This window comes from Sandarakinorhabdus sp. AAP62 (assembly GCF_000331225.1).
Taxonomy (GTDB): domain Bacteria; phylum Pseudomonadota; class Alphaproteobacteria; order Sphingomonadales; family Sphingomonadaceae; genus Sandarakinorhabdus.
Genome location: NZ_ANFY01000003.1, coordinates 525,246 through 542,451 on the forward strand (window position 1 = coordinate 525,246; position 17,206 = coordinate 542,451).

18 protein-coding genes are annotated in these 17,206 nt (G+C 65.7%); 8 read left to right on the top strand and 10 right to left on the bottom strand.

What is annotated here, in order from left to right:
• Nucleotides 1-5: 5 nt before the first annotated feature.
• The 5 genes from rnpA to thiS all read left to right on the top strand — a co-directional run bounded on the left by rnpA (nucleotide 6) and on the right by thiS (nucleotide 4,347).
• Nucleotides 6-371, top strand: coding sequence for a ribonuclease P protein component (gene rnpA, locus D619_RS15385; protein WP_017667054.1), 366 nt, complete (start codon nucleotides 6-8; stop codon nucleotides 369-371).
• Complete coding sequence (gene yidD, locus D619_RS0102865) at nucleotides 368-577, top strand: membrane protein insertion efficiency factor YidD (protein ID WP_017667055.1); 210 nt, start codon at nucleotides 368-370, stop codon at nucleotides 575-577. Before rnpA ends, yidD begins: the two co-directional genes overlap by 4 nt.
• Nucleotides 578-902: 325 nt before the next feature.
• Nucleotides 903-2,711 (top strand): membrane protein insertase YidC, encoded by a 1,809-nt coding sequence (yidC, locus tag D619_RS15390; RefSeq protein ID WP_017667056.1) that lies wholly within the window; start codon nucleotides 903-905, stop codon nucleotides 2,709-2,711.
• Nucleotides 2,708-3,358 (top strand): ribosome biogenesis GTP-binding protein YihA/YsxC, encoded by a 651-nt coding sequence (gene yihA / locus D619_RS0102875; RefSeq protein ID WP_017667057.1) that lies wholly within the window; start codon nucleotides 2,708-2,710, stop codon nucleotides 3,356-3,358. The genes yidC and yihA overlap by 4 nt, the downstream gene beginning before the upstream one ends.
• Nucleotides 3,355-4,347, top strand: coding sequence for a sulfur carrier protein ThiS (thiS, locus tag D619_RS0102880; RefSeq protein WP_017667058.1), 993 nt, complete (start codon nucleotides 3,355-3,357; stop codon nucleotides 4,345-4,347). Before yihA ends, thiS begins: the two co-directional genes overlap by 4 nt.
• Here the strand turns inward: thiS and D619_RS0102885 are convergent.
• The gene (locus D619_RS0102885) at nucleotides 4,344-4,748 is read right to left on the bottom strand and encodes a GFA family protein (protein ID WP_051033434.1); all 405 of its coding nucleotides are present in this window, start codon (nucleotides 4,746-4,748) and stop codon (nucleotides 4,344-4,346) included. The two genes, thiS and D619_RS0102885, sit on opposite strands and share 4 nt — an antisense overlap.
• A gap of 118 nt (nucleotides 4,749-4,866) precedes the next feature.
• On the opposite strand from D619_RS0102885, the gene D619_RS15395 reads away from it, so the two are divergent.
• Nucleotides 4,867-6,114: an MFS transporter gene (locus tag D619_RS15395; RefSeq protein WP_017667061.1), complete on the top strand. Its 1,248-nt coding sequence runs from the start codon at nucleotides 4,867-4,869 to the stop codon at nucleotides 6,112-6,114.
• Here D619_RS15395 and D619_RS0102895 read toward each other — a convergent pair.
• From D619_RS0102895 to D619_RS0102920, 6 genes are all read right to left on the bottom strand, one after another.
• A complete protein-coding gene (locus tag D619_RS0102895) occupies nucleotides 6,105-6,605 on the bottom strand; it encodes an RNA pyrophosphohydrolase (RefSeq protein WP_017667062.1) in 501 nt (166 codons plus the stop codon). The genes D619_RS15395 and D619_RS0102895 overlap by 10 nt on opposite strands.
• A complete protein-coding gene (locus D619_RS0102900; protein ID WP_017667063.1) occupies nucleotides 6,602-7,540 on the bottom strand; it encodes an alpha/beta hydrolase in 939 nt (312 codons plus the stop codon). Before D619_RS0102900 ends, D619_RS0102895 begins: the two co-directional genes overlap by 4 nt.
• A 228-nt stretch (nucleotides 7,541-7,768) precedes the next feature.
• The gene (locus D619_RS0102905; protein ID WP_017667064.1) at nucleotides 7,769-8,368 is read right to left on the bottom strand and encodes an ABC-type transport auxiliary lipoprotein family protein; all 600 of its coding nucleotides are present in this window, start codon (nucleotides 8,366-8,368) and stop codon (nucleotides 7,769-7,771) included.
• On the bottom strand, nucleotides 8,365-9,324 hold the full coding sequence (locus D619_RS0102910; protein ID WP_017667065.1) for an MlaD family protein: 960 nt from the start codon (nucleotides 9,322-9,324) through the stop codon (nucleotides 8,365-8,367). The genes D619_RS0102905 and D619_RS0102910 overlap by 4 nt, the downstream gene beginning before the upstream one ends.
• Nucleotides 9,324-10,121 (bottom strand): ATP-binding cassette domain-containing protein, encoded by a 798-nt coding sequence (locus D619_RS0102915; protein WP_017667066.1) that lies wholly within the window; start codon nucleotides 10,119-10,121, stop codon nucleotides 9,324-9,326. Before D619_RS0102915 ends, D619_RS0102910 begins: the two co-directional genes overlap by 1 nt.
• The gene (locus D619_RS0102920) at nucleotides 10,121-11,248 is read right to left on the bottom strand and encodes an ABC transporter permease (RefSeq protein WP_017667067.1); all 1,128 of its coding nucleotides are present in this window, start codon (nucleotides 11,246-11,248) and stop codon (nucleotides 10,121-10,123) included. The genes D619_RS0102915 and D619_RS0102920 overlap by 1 nt, the downstream gene beginning before the upstream one ends.
• Before the next feature lie 44 nt (nucleotides 11,249-11,292).
• On the opposite strand from D619_RS0102920, the gene D619_RS15400 reads away from it, so the two are divergent.
• Nucleotides 11,293-12,009, top strand: a complete 717-nt coding sequence (locus D619_RS15400; protein WP_017667068.1) for an HAD-IB family phosphatase — start codon at nucleotides 11,293-11,295, stop codon at nucleotides 12,007-12,009.
• Nucleotides 12,010-12,063: 54 nt separating this feature from the next.
• Here D619_RS15400 and D619_RS0102930 read toward each other — a convergent pair whose 3' ends face one another.
• The 3 genes from D619_RS0102930 to acnA all read right to left on the bottom strand — a co-directional run bounded on the left by D619_RS0102930 (nucleotide 12,064) and on the right by acnA (nucleotide 16,361).
• Entirely contained in the window at nucleotides 12,064-13,320 is a 1,257-nt protein-coding gene (locus D619_RS0102930) for a trypsin-like serine protease (RefSeq protein WP_081587015.1), read from the bottom strand.
• Between the two features lie 117 nt (nucleotides 13,321-13,437).
• Nucleotides 13,438-13,680, bottom strand: a complete 243-nt coding sequence (locus D619_RS0102935; protein WP_017667070.1) for a YgjV family protein — start codon at nucleotides 13,678-13,680, stop codon at nucleotides 13,438-13,440.
• Entirely contained in the window at nucleotides 13,677-16,361 is a 2,685-nt protein-coding gene (gene acnA, locus D619_RS0102940; protein WP_017667071.1) for an aconitate hydratase AcnA, read from the bottom strand. Before acnA ends, D619_RS0102935 begins: the two co-directional genes overlap by 4 nt.
• A gap of 141 nt (nucleotides 16,362-16,502) precedes the next feature.
• On the opposite strand from acnA, the gene recR reads away from it, so the two are divergent.
• Nucleotides 16,503-17,099: a recombination mediator RecR gene (recR, locus tag D619_RS0102945; protein WP_017667072.1), complete on the top strand. Its 597-nt coding sequence runs from the start codon at nucleotides 16,503-16,505 to the stop codon at nucleotides 17,097-17,099.
• Nucleotides 17,100-17,206 lie beyond the last annotated feature (107 nt).

Genomic DNA, 17,206 nt, shown 5'->3' on the forward strand with positions numbered 1-17,206 from the left:
CGCTGATGCGCGCGCCGGAGACCATCCGGCAGCGACGGGATTTCCTGGCTGCAAATCAGGGCCGGCGGGTCGCATCCGCCGGCTTTGTGCTGCTTGTTCGGCAGCGCGATGACGGCAGCGACACGATGCGGGCCGGCTATACCGTCACCAAGAAGATCGGCAACAGCGTGATCCGCAACCGGCTGAAGCGCCGCCTGCGCGAGATTGTGTTGCTTACCCTGCCCGCCTACGGCCACAGCGGCGCCGATCATGTGCTGATCGGGCGGGAGGCCGGCCTGACCCGCGATTTCGCCGTGTTGCGCGCTGATCTGGAAAAGGCGCTCGCCAAGGCCCATCTCCCGCCCAAGCCCAAGGAGACGGACCGGACATGAAAACCCTGCTGATCTGGCCGATCCGCCTGTGGCAGGTGACATTTTCGGCCGTCCTGCCGCCCACTTGCCGCTTTTCGCCCAGCTGTTCGGCCTATGCCATCACCGCCATCGAACGCCATGGGCCTGTGAAGGGTCTTGATCTTGCCGTTCGCCGCATTGCCCGCTGCCACCCCTGGGGGGGTTCGGGCTATGACCCGGTGCCATAGGGTCTGGGATCAACTAATCCATGGGCCGGCATGGCCCGGAGGGGCAATATGGCTAGGCGCGGTCGCGCTGGCGGGGCTTCGCCCCCCGGCAAGCGACTGCAACGACGCCATATTGCCCCTCCGAGCCACCCTTCGGGCGAAGCAAGGAAGGCCGCTAGCGCGCTCGTTCGATTGGCTGATAGCGTTGCTATCAGCCCGCACTCACTCACTTCTAGCGGCCTTCCTTGCTTCGTGACGGCCCATGGATTAGTTGATCCCAGACCCTCACCGGCTATAGCAGCCGCGATCCCAACCGAATCCTGCCCTTCCAGCCAGAGAGACACGCGTGCCTCCCCAGGACAATCAATCGCCCGACGTGAAGAATATCGTTCTGGCCGTCGTGCTTTCGGCGTTCGTGCTGATCGGCTGGACCTTCGTGGCCGATCGATTCTTCCCCGCAGAACAGCCCAGGCCCGGCGTTGCCGCCACCAGCGCGGCAGCGCCGGCTGCGGCTGGATCGGCTCCGGCGATCGCCGGCCCGGGTGCGGTGATCGGGCGGGAGGCGGCGCTGGCCGCTGGTCCGCGCGTGGCCATCGACACGCCGCGCCTGAAGGGCTCGATCAATCTCACCGGCGCGCGGTTCGACGATCTGGTGCTGCCCAGCTATCGCCAGACCAACGACAAGACATCGCCGCCCGTGCGCCTGTTCTCGCCGAGCCGCACCGCCGACGCGCAATTTGCCCAGTTCGGCTGGGTGGGTGCCGTCGCGCCGCCAGCTACCGCCGTATGGACGGCTGACCGCACGACACTGACGACATCGGCCCCGGTGACGCTGAGCTGGACCTCGCCGCAGGGCCTCGTGTTCCGCCAGAAGATCAGCGTGGACAAGGATTTCCTGTTCACCGTTGAGCAGAGCATCAGCAACCCCGGCGCCGCGCCGGTGGTGCTGCAGCCGTTCGGCCTTGTTTCGCGCCGCGGTGAAGCCGCTGCGGCTGAAACCAATGTCCATGTCGGCCCGGTGGGTGTGTTGCAGGACACGCTGAAGGACAGTGACCTGGAGTTCGAGAAGCTGCGCGAGGATGGCCCGCAGCGCTTCACCTCCACCGGTGGCTGGCTTGGCCTGACCGAGAAATATTGGCTGGCTGCCTCGGTGCCCGACCAGAAGGCGAAGATTGATGCCACCTTCCAATATGCCGCCGGCCAGTATCAGGCCGATTGGCTGGCCGGGGCCGTGACCGTGCCGGCGGGCGGCAGCGTGACCAGCACCGCCAAATTGTTTGCCGGCGCCAAGGAAGTCGATCTGATCGACCGCTACACCGAAGCCGGCATCCCGCGCCTCGACAAGTCGGTGAGCTGGGGCTGGTTCGAAGTGATCGCCAAGCCGATCTTCTATCTGCTGGATTTCCTGTTCAAGTTCACTGGCAATTTCGGCATCGCCATCATCGGGCTGACGCTGATCGTGCGCGCCATCATGTTCCCGATTGCCAACAAGCAATATGAATCGATGGCCAAGATGCGCCTGATCGGCCCGCGCATGAAGGCGATCCAGGAAAAATATGGCGACGACAAGCTGCGCGCGCAGCAGGAAATCATGGCCATCTACAAGAACGAGAAGGTCAATCCGCTCGCCGGCTGCTTGCCGATCCTGCTGCAGATCCCGATCTTCTATGCGCTCTACAAGACGCTGCTGATCTCGATCGAGATGCGCCACCAGCCGTTCGTGCTGTGGCTCACCGATCTGTCCGCGCCCGATCCGCTGACGCCCCTGAACCTGTTCGGCCTGATTGCCTGGCAGCCGCCGGCGATGATCGCGCTGGGCGTGCTGCCAATCCTGCTCGGCGTCACCATGTGGCTGCAGCAGAAGCTTTCCCCCGCGCAGATGGACCCGGTGCAGCAGCAGGTGTTTGCGCTGATGCCGTGGCTGTTCATGTTCTTCATGGCGCCGTTCGCGGCCGGCCTGCAGCTCTATTGGACGATCAACAACCTGGTTTCGATTGGGCAGCAGCTTTACATGAATCGCAAATATCCGGCCCCGGCAACGCCGCCTTCAGCCGCGGTGATCGATGTGAAGCCGAACCCGCCCAAGCCCGCGCCCAAGCCCGCTGGCCCGAAACCGGGTGCGCCGAAGCCGAGTGCAGGACGCCGCCGCAAGTGACGGATGAAGCGGCAAAAGCCGAACTGATCGAGGCCGCGCGCAAGCGTTTTTCGGGGCCGGTGAGTTTCCTGCTGTCGGCGCCGGAACTGAAGTTCCTGCCGGCGCCGGACGTGCCGGAAGTGGCCGTGGCCGGTCGCTCCAACGTGGGCAAGTCGTCGCTCTTGAACGCCATCACCGGCCGCAATGGCCTGGCGCGGGCCTCGGTCACGCCGGGGCGCACGCAGGAATTGAACGTGTTCGAAGTGGGTGAGCCGACGCTGTTCCGTATCATCGACATGCCCGGCTATGGCTTTGCCGAGGCGCCCAAGGACGTGGTGCGGCAGTGGAAGCATCTGATCCAGGACTATCTGCGCGGCCGCCAGGTGCTGCGCCGCGTGCTGGTGCTGATCGATTGCCGCCACGGCATCAAGCCAGTGGACCGCGAGATCATGAGCCTGCTCGACAAGGCCGCCGTGAGTTTCCAGGTGGTGCTGACCAAGGGCGACAAGATCAAGCCGACCGAGCTGGCCAAGGTGCTGGAAACGACAAGCGCCGCCGCCCGCATCCACCCCGCCGCCTATCCCGAAGTGATCGCCACCAGTTCGGAAAAGGGCGTCGGCATCCCCGAACTGCGCGCCGCCGTGCTGGCGGCGGCCACTGGCCAATGACGATGACGATGACGGAACTGACCATCACCCTGAATGGCGAACCGCGCCGCATTGCCGAAGGCGCCAGCCTTGCCGATCTGCTGGCACAACTGGAACTGCCGGTGGCAAAGGTGGCGGTGGAGCGCAACCTCGCCATCGTGCCGCGCTCGACCTTTGCCGATGTGGTGCTGGCCGAAGGCGACACGCTTGAGATCGTGCATTTTGTTGGTGGCGGGCAGGACGATGACACGTGGGAAGTCGCCGGCCGCCGCTTCACCTCACGGCTGATTGTCGGCACCGGCAAATACAGGGATTATGCCCAGAACGCCGCCGCGGCCGAGGCCAGCGGGGCCGAGATCGTCACAGTCGCGGTGCGGCGCGTCAACGTGATGGACCGCAGCCAGCCGATGCTGACGGACTTCCTGGACCCTGCGCGCTTCACCTATCTGCCCAACACCGCCGGCTGCTTCACCGCTGACGATGCGATCCGCACCCTGCGGCTGGCGCGCGAGGCGGGTGGCTGGAATCTGGTGAAGCTGGAAGTGCTCGGCGAAGCGCGCACCCTCTATCCGGACATGGCGGAAACGCTGCGGGCAACCGACATTCTCGTGAAGGATGGCTTCGACGTCATGGTCTATTGCGCCGATGATCCCATCGCCGCGAAGAAGCTGGAAGAGCTGGGTGCCGCCGCCATCATGCCGCTGGGCAGCCTGATCGGATCGGGCCTTGGCATCCAGAACCCGGTCAACCTGCGGCTGATCATCGAGAATGCCAAGGTGCCCGTGCTGGTTGATGCCGGGGTCGGCACCGCGTCGGATGCAGCGGTGGCGATGGAACTGGGCTGCGCCGGCGTGCTGATGAACACCGCCATCGCCGAAGCGAAAGACCCGATCCTGATGGCCCGCGCCATGAAGCTGGCGGTGGAATCCGGCCGCCTCGCCTACCGCGCCGGCCGCATGGGCAAGCGCCGCTACGCCGATCCGTCGAGCCCGTTGGCCGGCCTGATCTAGCCCGGATTGCGGGCGAATCCCGGTACGCCGGCGATATCGACCCAATGCTGCTTGCTGTCGGTCCAGAACTGCATCTGCGGCGTGAACTGGCTGGTATCATCCAGCGTGCCGGCCTTGATGAAGACGAGATCGGGCGCCGCCGAGACCCGGCTGAACAGCGGTGAGCCGCAGTTGGGGCAGAATTGCCGCAGCACGTCACCGCCGGACTCGCCGTGATCCTCGTAAGTCTTCACCTCGCCGGTGATGGCCAGCGCCGCTGCCGGCACGCCCATGATCATCGACCAGCCACTGCCGGCCTGGCGCTGGCAATTCCTGCAATGGCACACCGCCTGCATCACCGGCTCCACCGCCACGCTGTAGCGCACCGCGCCGCACAGGCATCCGCCTTCAAGCCCCGCCATGGCAATTCTCCCCTGTTGTAGGCAAGTCTATCGCACCCGCAGCCCCCGCACAACTGCGGCGGCCTTTGCTTGACTCGCCGCCAGCCTGTCCCCACGCTGCCACGGCAAGGGGGCAGCAATGGCACAATCGGGGGTGCAGCCGCGCGCGTCGGCCGGGACAATCAGCGTGCTGATCTGGCTGCTGGGGCTGGCCGTGTTCATCAACTATGTTGATCGTGGCACGCTGGGGATTGCGGCACCCCGGATGAAGGCTGATCTGGGACTGACGGCGACACAGTTCGGCGTGGCGGCTTCGGCGTTCTTCTGGGTCTATGCGCCCGGCCAGGTGCTGATGGGATGGCTGGTGGGCCGGGTCAATGCCGCTTGGCTGCTGGCGGCGGGGCTGGCGCTGTGGGGCGTGGCAACCGCGCTCACCGGTCTGGTTGGCGGTTTGGTGACGCTGGTGGCGTTGCGGCTGCTGCTCGGACTGGGCGAAGCGGTGGCGTTTCCAGCGGCCTTCAAGCTGATCGTTGATCAGGTCGACGACGCGCGGCGGGGTGCGGCCAATAGTGCCCTGTCGATCGGGCTGGCGCTGGGGCCGGCGCTGGGCACATTGGCGGGCGGGCTGTTGCTGGCCAGTCTCGGCTGGCGTTGGCTTTTTGGTGCGATGGGCCTGCTTACCTTGATCTGGCTGGTGCCGTGGCTGATGCTGATCCGGCGTTTGCCTGGTCCAGCTGCGATGGAGCGGGCAGCGGCCGGGCCGGGGTACTGGCATGTTCTGGCCAATCGCCCGGCGCTCAGCCTGTCACTGGTGCAGATATGCTTTGGCTTTGCGCTCTACTTCCTCGTCACCTGGTTGCCGCTGTGGCTGGTGGACGTGCGCCATTATTCGCTGGCCGACATGGCGTGGCTGGGCAGTATCGTGTTCGTCGCGCAGGCGGTGGCGGCGCTGCTGGTCGGGCTGGTGAATGATCGGCTGGTAGCGCGTGGGCAGCCGCAGGAGCGGTTGCGGCGGGCGGCGGCGATGGCGGGCGCCTTGGCGGCGACGGGCGGGGTTGCCCTGATCGGGGCGTCAAACAGTCAGACCGGGTTGATTGCCGGGCTGGTGTTGGCTGGTCTTGGCTTTGGTTTGCAGCATGTGTGCGTCAACATGATGGCGCAGGTGTTTGCCGGGCCATTGGCCGCCGGCAAATGGGTGGGCGTGCAGAACGGCTTCGGCAATCTGGCGGGCGTCGCCAATCCGATCATAACCGGTGCAATCATTGATGCCACCGGCAGCTATGGCTGGGCCTTCGCGCTTGCGGCGGCCGGGCCGCTGATCGCCTGCATCAGCCTGGCTGTGCTGGTGCCGAAGGTGGCCCCGATCGACTGGCAGGCTCAGAGATAGGGCGCGAGCACCCCGATCACATCCGCATAAAGCTCCCGCTTGAACGGCGCCGCCATCTCCACCAGCGTGTCGACCGGGCTCCAGCGCCAATGGCGGAACTCGGGGTGATCCGTCGCGATGTTCACGTCAGCATCGGTGCCGTGGAAGCGCAGCGCATACCATTTCTGGCGCTGGCCGGCATATCTGCCCTTCCAGATGCGGCCGATCAGATCGTCGGGCAGGTCGTAATAATGCCACTCCGGCGTTTCGCCGAGCAAGGACGTCAGCGCCGGATCGACGCCGGTTTCCTCCCACAATTCGCGCAGCGCGGTTTCATACGGGTCTTCGCCCGGATCGATCCCGCCTTGCGGCATCTGCCAGGCCTCCACCATCTGATCGAGGCGCTGGCCGGTGAAGACCAGTCCCGCCGGATTGACCAGCATCACGCCCACGCAGGGGCGATAGGGCAGGCCGGAAGGATGTTCGCGCGGGATGGCGGAAGGCGGCGTCATGCCAGCAGCAGTTTCAAGTCCGCGATGCAGCCTGCCAGATCATCCTGCGCGGACGGGATGCCCTGCCGCATCGTGAAGCAGCCGTGGATCTGCCCGGCGGCTTCGCGGAAGATCGTGCGCACGCCATGTTCGATCAGCCGGCCGGCATAGGCCCGGCCCTGATCGCGCAGCGGATCGAGCCCGCAGGTGAGCAGCATCGCCGGCGGCAGGCCATCCAGCGTTTCGGCGTGCAGCGGGCTGGCCCAGGGGTGGAGCAACTTGTCGGTCGCGTCGCCCATATAGGCGGCGATGAACCAGTCCATGGTGGCCTTGGTCAGCACATAGCCGTCGCCCAGTTCCACCATCGAACCTTCGGCGGCGGTCATGTCGGTCACCGGATAGATCAGCCATTGCGCCACGATCGGCACCGGCAAAGCCCCGTGCAGCTCGCGGGTGACGAGCGCCGCCATGTGCCCGCCGGCGCTGTCACCGGCCGGGATGATGCCGGTGACGGCGCTGCCCACTTCAGCGGGCGAACCTGCCAGCCAGCGCGTGGCGGCCAGGCAGTCTTCGGCTGCGGCCGGGAACCGGGCTTCCGGGGCCAGGCGATAATCCACCGCCAACACGCGGCGAGACAGTTGCCGGGCAATTTCGGCACAGAGCGGATCATGCGTGTCGAGATCGCCAATCACCCAGCCGCCGCCATGATAATAGGCGACAACCGTGCCATCTTCGAGCGCTGCCGGCGTGTAGAGCCGGGCCTTGATGCCGCCGGGCAGCACCAGATCCGTGCTGCCGATCTCGCCGCGCGGCAGTTCCAGCATCTGGCCCATGCCCTGATACATGGCGCGACCTTCGGCGGGGCTCATTTCGGTGAATGACGGGCCCGGATTGGCGGCCATCATGGCCAGCAGATTGGCAACATCGGGGCGGACATAAGGCGTTTTGGCGGGCATGACGGAAACTCCCAAGGCGTGTTTGGCGGCAGTTTTAGGGCGGACATGGCAGCGGGCAACCGTTTATTTGGGTGGGGAAGCCGGCCCGCACATCCCGTCCGGATTTGACGCTTTTTCCGCATCTCGCGGGTTTTGTCTTTGCCAATTCATGTCCACACCGGCGGCGCCAACATGCCGGACTCCGCCATGATGACAGGCTTTGCCGGTGTAGGACAGCGATGCGCCCGTCTACCCCTTCACCCAGGCCGCCACTTCGCCGGCCAGCCGGTTGGCGGCACGGTTGAGGGCGGCGGCGACCACCGCGGGCTGCTGGCTCGTCACTTTCTCTTCGGCCACGAAGCTGCGCAGCGCCACGGTGCCGGCCCCGCGCGGCCCGGCCAATTGCGCGTCATAACGCACGCGCACCACCGGGGCGCCGCGCACATCCAGGCCGAATTCGCGCAGATGGCCCGTGAGCGCGCGGGCGGGTGCGATGCTGCCGCTGCGTGTATCGAGCACCGCCACGCCGGCCCCGGCCAGCGTATCGGCGAGCAGACGCTGGAACTGGCGATTGGGTTGCTCCGCCCAGCTGGCACCAGCCAGATATTGCACGGTGGCACTGGTCAATTGCACCGGCAGGCGCAGCGTCTGCAATTCGGCCGGCACATCGGGCACGGCCACGGCCAGCGTGTCCCCCACTGCCGTGGGCCCCGCCCATTGCGGCGGCGGCGCATCGGCGCGCAGCACCAGCAGCGCATCGGGGGCGGGCGCGTTGCCGCCCACCTGCACCAGCGGGCCGCAGCCGGCCAGCGCCAGGGCCGCGATGATCGAAGCCAGGCGGATCGTCATTGCTGGTTCTCCCGGGGCGGTTGATATTCGGGCAGGCGGCGGCCGCCGATCAGGGCGCCAGCCGGGTCTTCATCCAGTTTCGCGGCAATCGCCCCCAGCCGCGACGTGGTTTCCCGCAGTTCGCGGATCAGCTGGGTGGTTTCCGGAATGGTCTGGTTGGCCAGCATCTCCACCCCCGGCTGGGCGCTGCCGGCCAGGGCATCCACCTTGGCCAGCGTCGCATTGGCGCTGGTCACGGTGCGTCGCAGTTCGGCCGCGAGCGGGCGCAGATCGGAATCCACCAGCGTTTGCCCTGAACCGGCCAGCGCCTCGATGCGTTGCAGGGTGGCGGTGGCCGCCGTCATGGTGGTGCGCGCTTCAGCCAGTGCTGCGGCCAGATCGGGCGCGCCCTTGGCCAATGCGGCAGTGGCGACATCGGTGTTCTTCAGGATCCCCGACAGTGCCTCGCGATTTTCATCCTTCAGCACATCGTTCAGCCGCTTGGTGAGCAGTGAGACGTTCGACAGCACTTCCGGCGCGGTGGCGAGCAGATCGTTGAGGCCGCCGGTACGCGGCGGGATCACCGGGGCGCCATCGGGGCCGGGTGCGGTGATTTCCTTGCCGCCCTGCATGGCCCCGGCCAGCTGAATCTGCGACACGCCGGTGAAGCCCACGCCTTCCACCCCGGCGGTGGTGCCTTCCAGCACTGGCACATCGCCATCGATGTTGATGCGCACGCGCACATATTCGGGCCGTTCCGGCAGCAGGCGAATCTGGGTGATCTTGCCAACCGTGACGCCGTTGAACTGCACCGGCGATCCCAGCGCCAGGCCGGTGATCGATTGCTTGAAATAGATGTCGTAGATCTTGCTGTCGCCGCCCGAAAAGCGCGCCAGCCACAGCACCATCACGAAGATGCCGATCACCATCGCCAGCGCGATGCTGCCCACGATCACATAGTTGCTGCGGTTTTCCATCAGGCGGCTTCTCCGGTGGCGGCGCGCCCGCGGGGTCCGCCGAAATATTCCTGCACCCACGGATGATCAAATCCGCGCAACTCATCCACGGTGCCACAGGCCAGCACCTTGCCTTCCCCCAGCACCGCCACCCGATCACAGATCGCGATCAGCGTATCGAGATCGTGGGTGATCAGGAACAGCGTGAGCCCCAACGTGTCTTTCAGCAGCTTGATCAGATTGTCAAAAGCCGCCGCCGAAATCGGATCGAGCCCGGCCGTTGGTTCATCGAGGAACAGCAGCGGCGGATCGAGCGCCAGGGCGCGGGCAAGGCCTGCCCGCTTCTTCATGCCGCCCGACAGTTCGGAGGGGAATTTGGTGCAGCTGTCTGCCGGCAGGCCAACCTGGCGCAGGCGGGCGGCGGCCAGCCCATCCATCACCGCATCGGGCAGCGCAAGAAATTCGCGCATGGGCACTTCGATATTCTCTGCCACGGTCAGGCCGGAAAACAGCGCGCCTTCCTGGAACAGCACGCCCCATTGCCGGCGCAGGGCACGCTGGGCCGCAGCGTCGGCGGCGAGCGCATCCTGCCCAAAGATGGACACGCTGCCGGCCCGCGCCGGATTGAGCCCGATGATGGTACGCATCAGCACCGATTTGCCGCTGCCCGAGCCGCCGACGAGGCCCAGGATCTCGCCGCGCGCCACATCCAGATCGAGATGATCGTGCAGGATGTGATCGCCAAAACCGGTAACCAGCCCCCGCACGCGCACCGCGACATCGGCACCATCAGCCAGGGTGGCGGAGAGCGCAGCCATCAGTTGTAACCCAGCGCGCTGAAGAAGAAGGCGAAGAAGGCATCGAAGACGATGACGACGAAGATCGCCTCCACCACCGCCTGGGTGGTGCGGCTGCCCACCGATTCGGCGTTGCCCGTCACCTGGAAGCCGTGGAAACAGCCCATGATGGCGATGATGAAGCCAAACACCGGCGCCTTGATCATGCCGATGGCGAAATCGGAGACCAGGATCACTTCCTGCAGGCGGGTGATATAGGCCGCCGGCGGCATCGCCAGTTCGCTCCACGCAAACAGGCCGCCGGCCACCAGCGCGCACAGCCCGCCATAGAAGGCGAGGCCGAGCAGCATCAGCGAGCAGGCGATGACGCGCGGCACCACCAGCACCTCGATCGGATCAAGGCCGATGGTGCGCAGTGCATCGATCTCCTGGTTGAGCTTCATCGATCCGATCTGGGCGGCAAAGGCCGAGCCGGAGCGGCCCGCGACCATGATGGCCGTGAGCAGGATGCCCAGTTCGCGGGTGGTGGCTCTGCCGATCAGGTTGACGGTGAACACCTCGGCCCCGAACTGGCGCAGCTGCACGGCGCCCTGTTGCGCCACGACAAGCCCGACCAGGAACAGCAGCAGCCCGATGATGCCCAGCGCGTTGATGCCGATGGCTTCGCCCTGGTGCACCACGGCATGCCAGCGCAGGCGGCGGCGGCCGATCAGCGTCATGGCCAGCACCACCAGTGTCTGGCCCAGGAAAGCGAGGAAGCCGCCGGCATTATCGGCCTGGCGCACCACGGCCCGGCCGATCTGCTCCAGCCGGGCCAGCACCGGGTTCCCCACATCGGGCCGGCGCTTCACGGGTGGCGGCGGCACGGTAAGGGCGCGGATCAGCCGATCGATATCGGGGGCGGCACCCTGCACTTCGGCCAGGTGGCCAGCATCATGCCAGCGGTTGATCAGGCTGTTGATCGCCCAGGCGCCGGCGGTATCAATGGCGGCTGCGGCCGAAAGATCCACTGTCAGCCCCGGCGCGCGCGGCGGCACCGTGGCCAGCGCATCGGTCAACGTGGCGACATCATCGATGGTCAGCCGGCCAGACAGCACGACGCGCGCGCCGCCGTCGCCTGTATCCTGCCAGCTGATGCTGCTGCCCATGCCGGGCAAACTGGGCTATGCGGGAGCAAATGCCAAGGGGAACAATGACCTCCACACCCACCGAAATCGCGGTTTATGATCTGGACCGCACGCTGACCGATACGGGCAGCTGGGCGCATTTCATCCGGTTCTGGCTGGCGCATGAAGCGCCGTGGCGGGTGCTGCTGCTGCCGATGGTGGCGCTGGGCGGCGTTGCCTATGGCCTGGGCTGGCTGTCGCGCGGGCAGATCAAGCGCTGGTCACACCGCTGGCTGATCGGCCCGCGGGTGGCAGAACAACGGCTGCTGGCCGTGGCCGACGCCTTTGCCTTTGATTTTGTGGCCGATCATGCGCTGGCCCCGGCGCGGGCTGCCATCGCCGCCGATGCCGTGGCTGGGCGGCGGGTGGTGATCGCTTCGGCCAGCCATGGTTTTTATGTGCGCGCCATTGCGGAGCGGTTTGGTGTGGCCGATGTCGTGGCAACGGAGGCGGTGCGGGATGGCGGCTTCGTCACCCACGCGCTGGATGGTGCCAATTGTTATGGCGCCGCCAAACGAGCGGCGCTTGAACGCTGGCTGGCGGGTGAAGGGCTGGCTGGCGCGGTGGTGCATTTCACCAGCGACCACCACAGTGATCTGCCCTGTTTTGAACTGGCGCTGGCCAGCGGCGGCACGGTGCTGTGCGCCAATCCATCGGCCAGGCTGGCGGCGTTTGCGGCGGAACGCGGTTGGCCACAAGTGCACTGGGGCCGGATCAGGGGCAGCCTGCTCGAACGGGCATGAAAAAGGCCGGCTCCGGATCATCCGGAGCCGGCCCTTTCAGCCGATAGCCTGGTGTCAGGCGGCGACAGCCGAGCCGCGACGGCGACGGGCGGCAGCACCGGTCAGGCCAAAGCCCATGATCAGCAACGCCCAGCTGGCCGGTTCCGGCACAGCGGTGGACGCGATGAAATCGGTGTGGATGTAGATCGGGACGTAGCCCGAATATTCACCCCAACCTGAATTCAGACCGCCGCCAAAGTCGCCAAAGTTGGCGCCGAAGGTCAGACCGTAGCTGTTGATCGAGGCGAGCTTGCCATCGACGAAGCCCGGGCCGCCCGAATCGCCGCCAGCAATGCCGACTTCACGTGCGCCAAGACCGACGTTCTGGAACTGCGCACAGGCAGCACCGCCACCAACTGCGAGGCAGATCCGGAATGCCTGATCCTGAGCTGCGAGGCCGTTGTCGAAATCGGACACAAAGCTCGATTCATAGTCCGCAAAGCCGAAAAAGCCTTCGCCGGTGCCGTCGCGATCGGTAAAGAACCCGCCCAAGGCGCTGTTACCCCAAGCATACTCATAGCGATTGTCACCTTCGCGCAGCCAGCCAGTGCGGGCACCGAAAGGCGCGGTGGTGCCGTTGGCGCCGCCCGTGGTCGAACGCGTGCCATAGCCGGCCACGTTGAATTCCGTGCCGGTCAGATCGCCATTGGTGTAGAGATCATAACGCTGCGCCGATGCCGGCGCGTCGCGGTTGATGCGCAGGATGGCGATGTCGTTCTGATCGATCACTTCGCCGGTATATTCCGGGTGAACGTAATAGGCGGTGACGCTGCGGGTTTCGCTGGTGTTGCCAGCGCCGACGGACCGCTCGTCGGCATTGCCATTGAAGAAGTGGACCGTGGTTTTCACCGGGTTGGCGGTGCCGGCACCGTCGCTGACGCAGTGGGCCGCCGTCGCGATCGAGCGACCATCGGCCAGCAAGCTGCCCGAGCAGATGAACGCGCTGCCATTGGCATATTCCATGATCAGGGCGACCGTGCCGCTCTTGTTGGCGGACGGCTTGTAGATCGGGTTGCCACCGCCAATGCTATTGTTCGGCACGCCCGGCAGGACATCCGAAGTCGCGGTCTGACCGATCACACGGCTGACAGCCGTCCAGCTCAGGCCATTCTTCGAGCCACTGGCCAGTTTGACCGGCTGCACAGCGCTCAATTGCGCAACGGCCTGGGCTGAAATGGCGGCGGGATTGGGCGCGGCTTCGAACGCTTCGATGGCAAGCGCTGGAGACGCAACGGCCATCGCCAAGGCGATGGCGGAAACCTGCATACGCATCTGAAAATACCCCTCAAGAATCAGCGCCAACAGGGCGCGGATGCGGAACCCTAAGAGAGCATTATGCTCTTATCAACAAAAAATTCATCTTGTCTTAAGGTTCGGCGGTGCGCGTTTTCAGCGCAGTCGCCACAGGGTGAACAGCGCCATGCCGCACCAGATGATGTTGAGCACCATCGATGGAATCGCGCCGTGCCAGGCGGAATTGACCACAAAGCCCGCCGCGCCGAGCAGGTTCAGCCATTGGAAGGTGCGTGATCGCGCCTGGATGCGGCCGTTGCTGGCCAGCACGAAGCCGACCAGCACCAGCACCGCTCCCGTCCAGCCCGCCGCCTCAACCGCGAGGCTTTGCCAGGTCATGCAGATGCGAGGTTGCGCAGCACGTAGGGCAGGATGCCGCCGGCGTAATAATAGGCCAGCTCCTGCTCGGTATCGATCCGGCACAGGGTTTCAAAGCTGCCGGTCGAACCATCCGGCCGGGTGAAGGCCACGGTGAGCAGCTGGCGCGGCTTCAGATCGGCAAGGCCGGTGATTTCGAACACTTCCTCACCGGTCAGCCCGATGCTCTTGCGGTCGGTGCCGGCGGCGAATTCCAGCGCCAGCACGCCCATGCCGACCAGGTTGGAACGGTGGATACGCTCGAAGCTTTCGGCGATGACGGCGCGCACGCCAAGCAGCGTGGTGCCCTTGGCCGCCCAGTCGCGGCTGGAGCCGGTGCCATATTCCTTGCCGGCAACGACGACCAGCGGCGTGCCGTCCGCCTTGTAGGCCATGGCGGCGTCGTAGATGGCGAGCTGCTGGCCCGACGGAATGTGGCGGGTGACGCCGCCTTCGACGCCCGGCACCATTTCGTTCCTGATGCGGATATTGGCGAAGGTGCCGCGCATCATCACCTCATGGTTGCCGCGGCGGGCGCCATAGCTGTTGAACTCGGCCTTGGTCACCTGCCGTTCGGTCAGATAACGGCCCGCCGGGCTCGATTCCTTGATGCTGCCGGCCGGGCTGATGTGATCGGTGGTGATGCTGTCGCCAAACACCGCGAGCGCGCGGGCGGCGATGATGTCGGCCACCGGGGCCGGCGTCATCGTCATGCCGTCGAAATAGGGCGGGTTCTGCACATAGGTGGACGACGGGTTCCAGCGATAGGTGGCGCCGCCTTCAACCTTGATCGCCTGCCAGCGCTCATCGCCGTCGAATACATTGGCATAGCGGGCGGCAAACATCTCGGGCGTCACGTTGGCCATCACCATGCCGGCGACTTCGGCGTTGGTCGGCCAGATGTCCTTCAGATAGACGGGGCCGTTGCTGCCTTCACCAATGGGCTCCTTGGTCAGATCCTTGCGCATCGTGCCGGCCAGCGCATAGGCGACGACCAGCGGCGGCGAAGCCAGATAATTGGCCTTCACGTCCGGCGACACGCGGCCTTCGAAGTTGCGGTTGCCCGACAAGACGGAGCAGGCAACGATGTCATTGCCGTTGATCGCTTCCGAAATCGGTTCCGGCAGCGGGCCGGAGTTGCCGATGCAGGTGGTGCAGCCATAGCCGACCAGGTTGAAGCCCAGCGCGTCCATGTCCGCCGACAGGCCCGACTTGTCGAAATAATCGGTAACGACCTTCGATCCGGGGGCAAAGCTGGTCTTCACCCAGGGCTGGTTCTTCAGGCCAAGCGCGCGCGCCTTGCGGGCAACGAGACCGGCGGCGACCAGGACGCTGGGATTGGAGGTGTTGGTGCAGCTGGTGATGGCGGCGATCACCACGTCGCCATGGCCGATGTCGTAATTGGCGCCCGCAACCGCCACCCGCTGGCCCATCTTTTCGGCCTTGCCGTAACCGCCGGCCAGTTCCTTTTCGTAAGCCGGCTTGGCATCGGACAGCAGCACCTTGTCCTGCGGGCGGCGCGGGCCGGCGAGGCTGGGCATGACGGTGCCCAGATCAAGCTCCAGCGTGTCGGTGAAGACGGGATCGGGCGTATCGGCTTCGCGCCACAGGCCTTGTGCCTTGGCATAGGCTTCGACCAGCGCCACGGTTTCGGCATCGCGGCCGGACAGCACCAGATAATCGATGGTCTTGCTATCGACCGGGAAGAAGCCGCAGGTGGCGCCATATTCCGGTGCCATGTTGGCCAGCGTGGCGCGATCGGCGAGCGTGAGCGCATCAAGGCCGGGGCCATAATATTCGACGAAGCGGCCAACGACGCCCTTCTTGCGCAGCATCTGGGTGGCGGTGAGCACCAGATCGGTGGCGGTCACGCCTTCGGCCAGATTGCCGGTCAGCTTGAAGCCGACGACTTCGGGGATCAGCATGGAGACCGGCTGGCCGAGCATGGCGGCTTCGGCTTCGATGCCGCCCACGCCCCAGCCCAGCACGCCAAGGCCGTTGATCATGGTGGTGTGGCTGTCGGTGCCCACGCAGGTATCGGGATAGGCGACCATGGCGCCAGACGTGTCGGCGCTGCTCCAGACTGTCTTGGCCAGATATTCGAGGTTCACCTGGTGGCAGATGCCGGTGCCGGGCGGCACCGCGCGGAAATTCTTCAGCGCGCCGGCGCCCCAGCGCAGGAACTCGTAACGTTCGAGGTTGCGGGCATATTCCAGCGCCATATTGTCTTCAAAGGCCTTGGGGTTGCCGAATTCATCGACCATCACGCTGTGATCAATCACCAGATCGACCGGCACCAGCGGGTTGATCTTCATCGGATCACCGCCCAGCTTGGTGATCGCATCGCGCATGGCCGCCAGATCGACCACGCAGGGCACGCCGGTGAAATCCTGCATCAGCACGCGCGCCGGGCGATAGTTGATTTCATGGTTGGACGTGCGGGTGGCCTGCCAATCGACGACGGCCTGCACATCGGCGCGGGTCACGGTGCTGCCGTCTTCAAAACGCAGCAGATTTTCGAGCAGCACCTTCATCGAATAGGGCAGGCGCGACACGTCACCCAATACGGCAGCGGCAGCCTCCAGGCTGTAGTAGGCATATTCCTTGCCGCCGGCATTGAGCGTGCGGCGAGTGTTCAGACTGTCCTGGCCGATGGCGGTCATGGCGCCCTCCTCAAGTATGTGTTTTGACAAGTTGTCGCACGGTCTAGCCCAGTTGGTGCAGCGCGAAAAGCCTGCCAACGGGGAATTCGTGTCAAAATCCAGACCGGTTGCGCCGGTAAAAATCTGTCACCATAAGGGGCCATGGCTTCGCCCGAAATTGATGCCCTCACCAATGCGCTGGCGCGTCTGCCGGGCCTGGGCCCGCGCTCGGCGCGGCGCGCGGTGCTGCACCTGATCAAGCGGCGCGAAGTGGCGCTGCATCCGTTGCTCGAAGCGTTGCAGGCGGTGGCGGCCAATCTGGTGGTGTGCGGGGTGTGCGGCAACGTTGAAACCAGCGATCCCTGCGCCATCTGCCGCGATCCGCGCCGTGATCCGGCGTTGCTGTGCGTGGTGGCCGATGTCGCCGATCTGTGGGCACTGGATGGCCGGCACCTGTTTTCGGGGCGCTATCACGTGCTGGGCGGGCGCTTGTCGGCGCTGGACGGGGTGGGGCCGGAGGATCTGGCCATCCCCTCACTCGTCGCGCGGGCCGGTGACGGCGTCGTGAAGGAAGTGGTTCTCGCCCTGTCCGCCACCATGGAGGGGCAGGCGACCATGCACTATGTCGCCGAGGCGCTGGCCTCCACCGGCGTCAAGGTGAGCCAGCTGGCGCAGGGCCTGCCGATGGGCGGCGAGCTGGACTGGCTGGACGAAGGCACATTGGCGCTGGCGCTCAATGCAAGGCGGCCGGTGGGCTGAGCCTCCCCTCCCTGCAAGGGAGGGGCTGGGGGAGGGTGCGAGCGCAGCGAGCTTCGGCATGCGCGGCCAAGTTACGGCTTGCGGCAAGAACCCTCCCCCGACCCCTC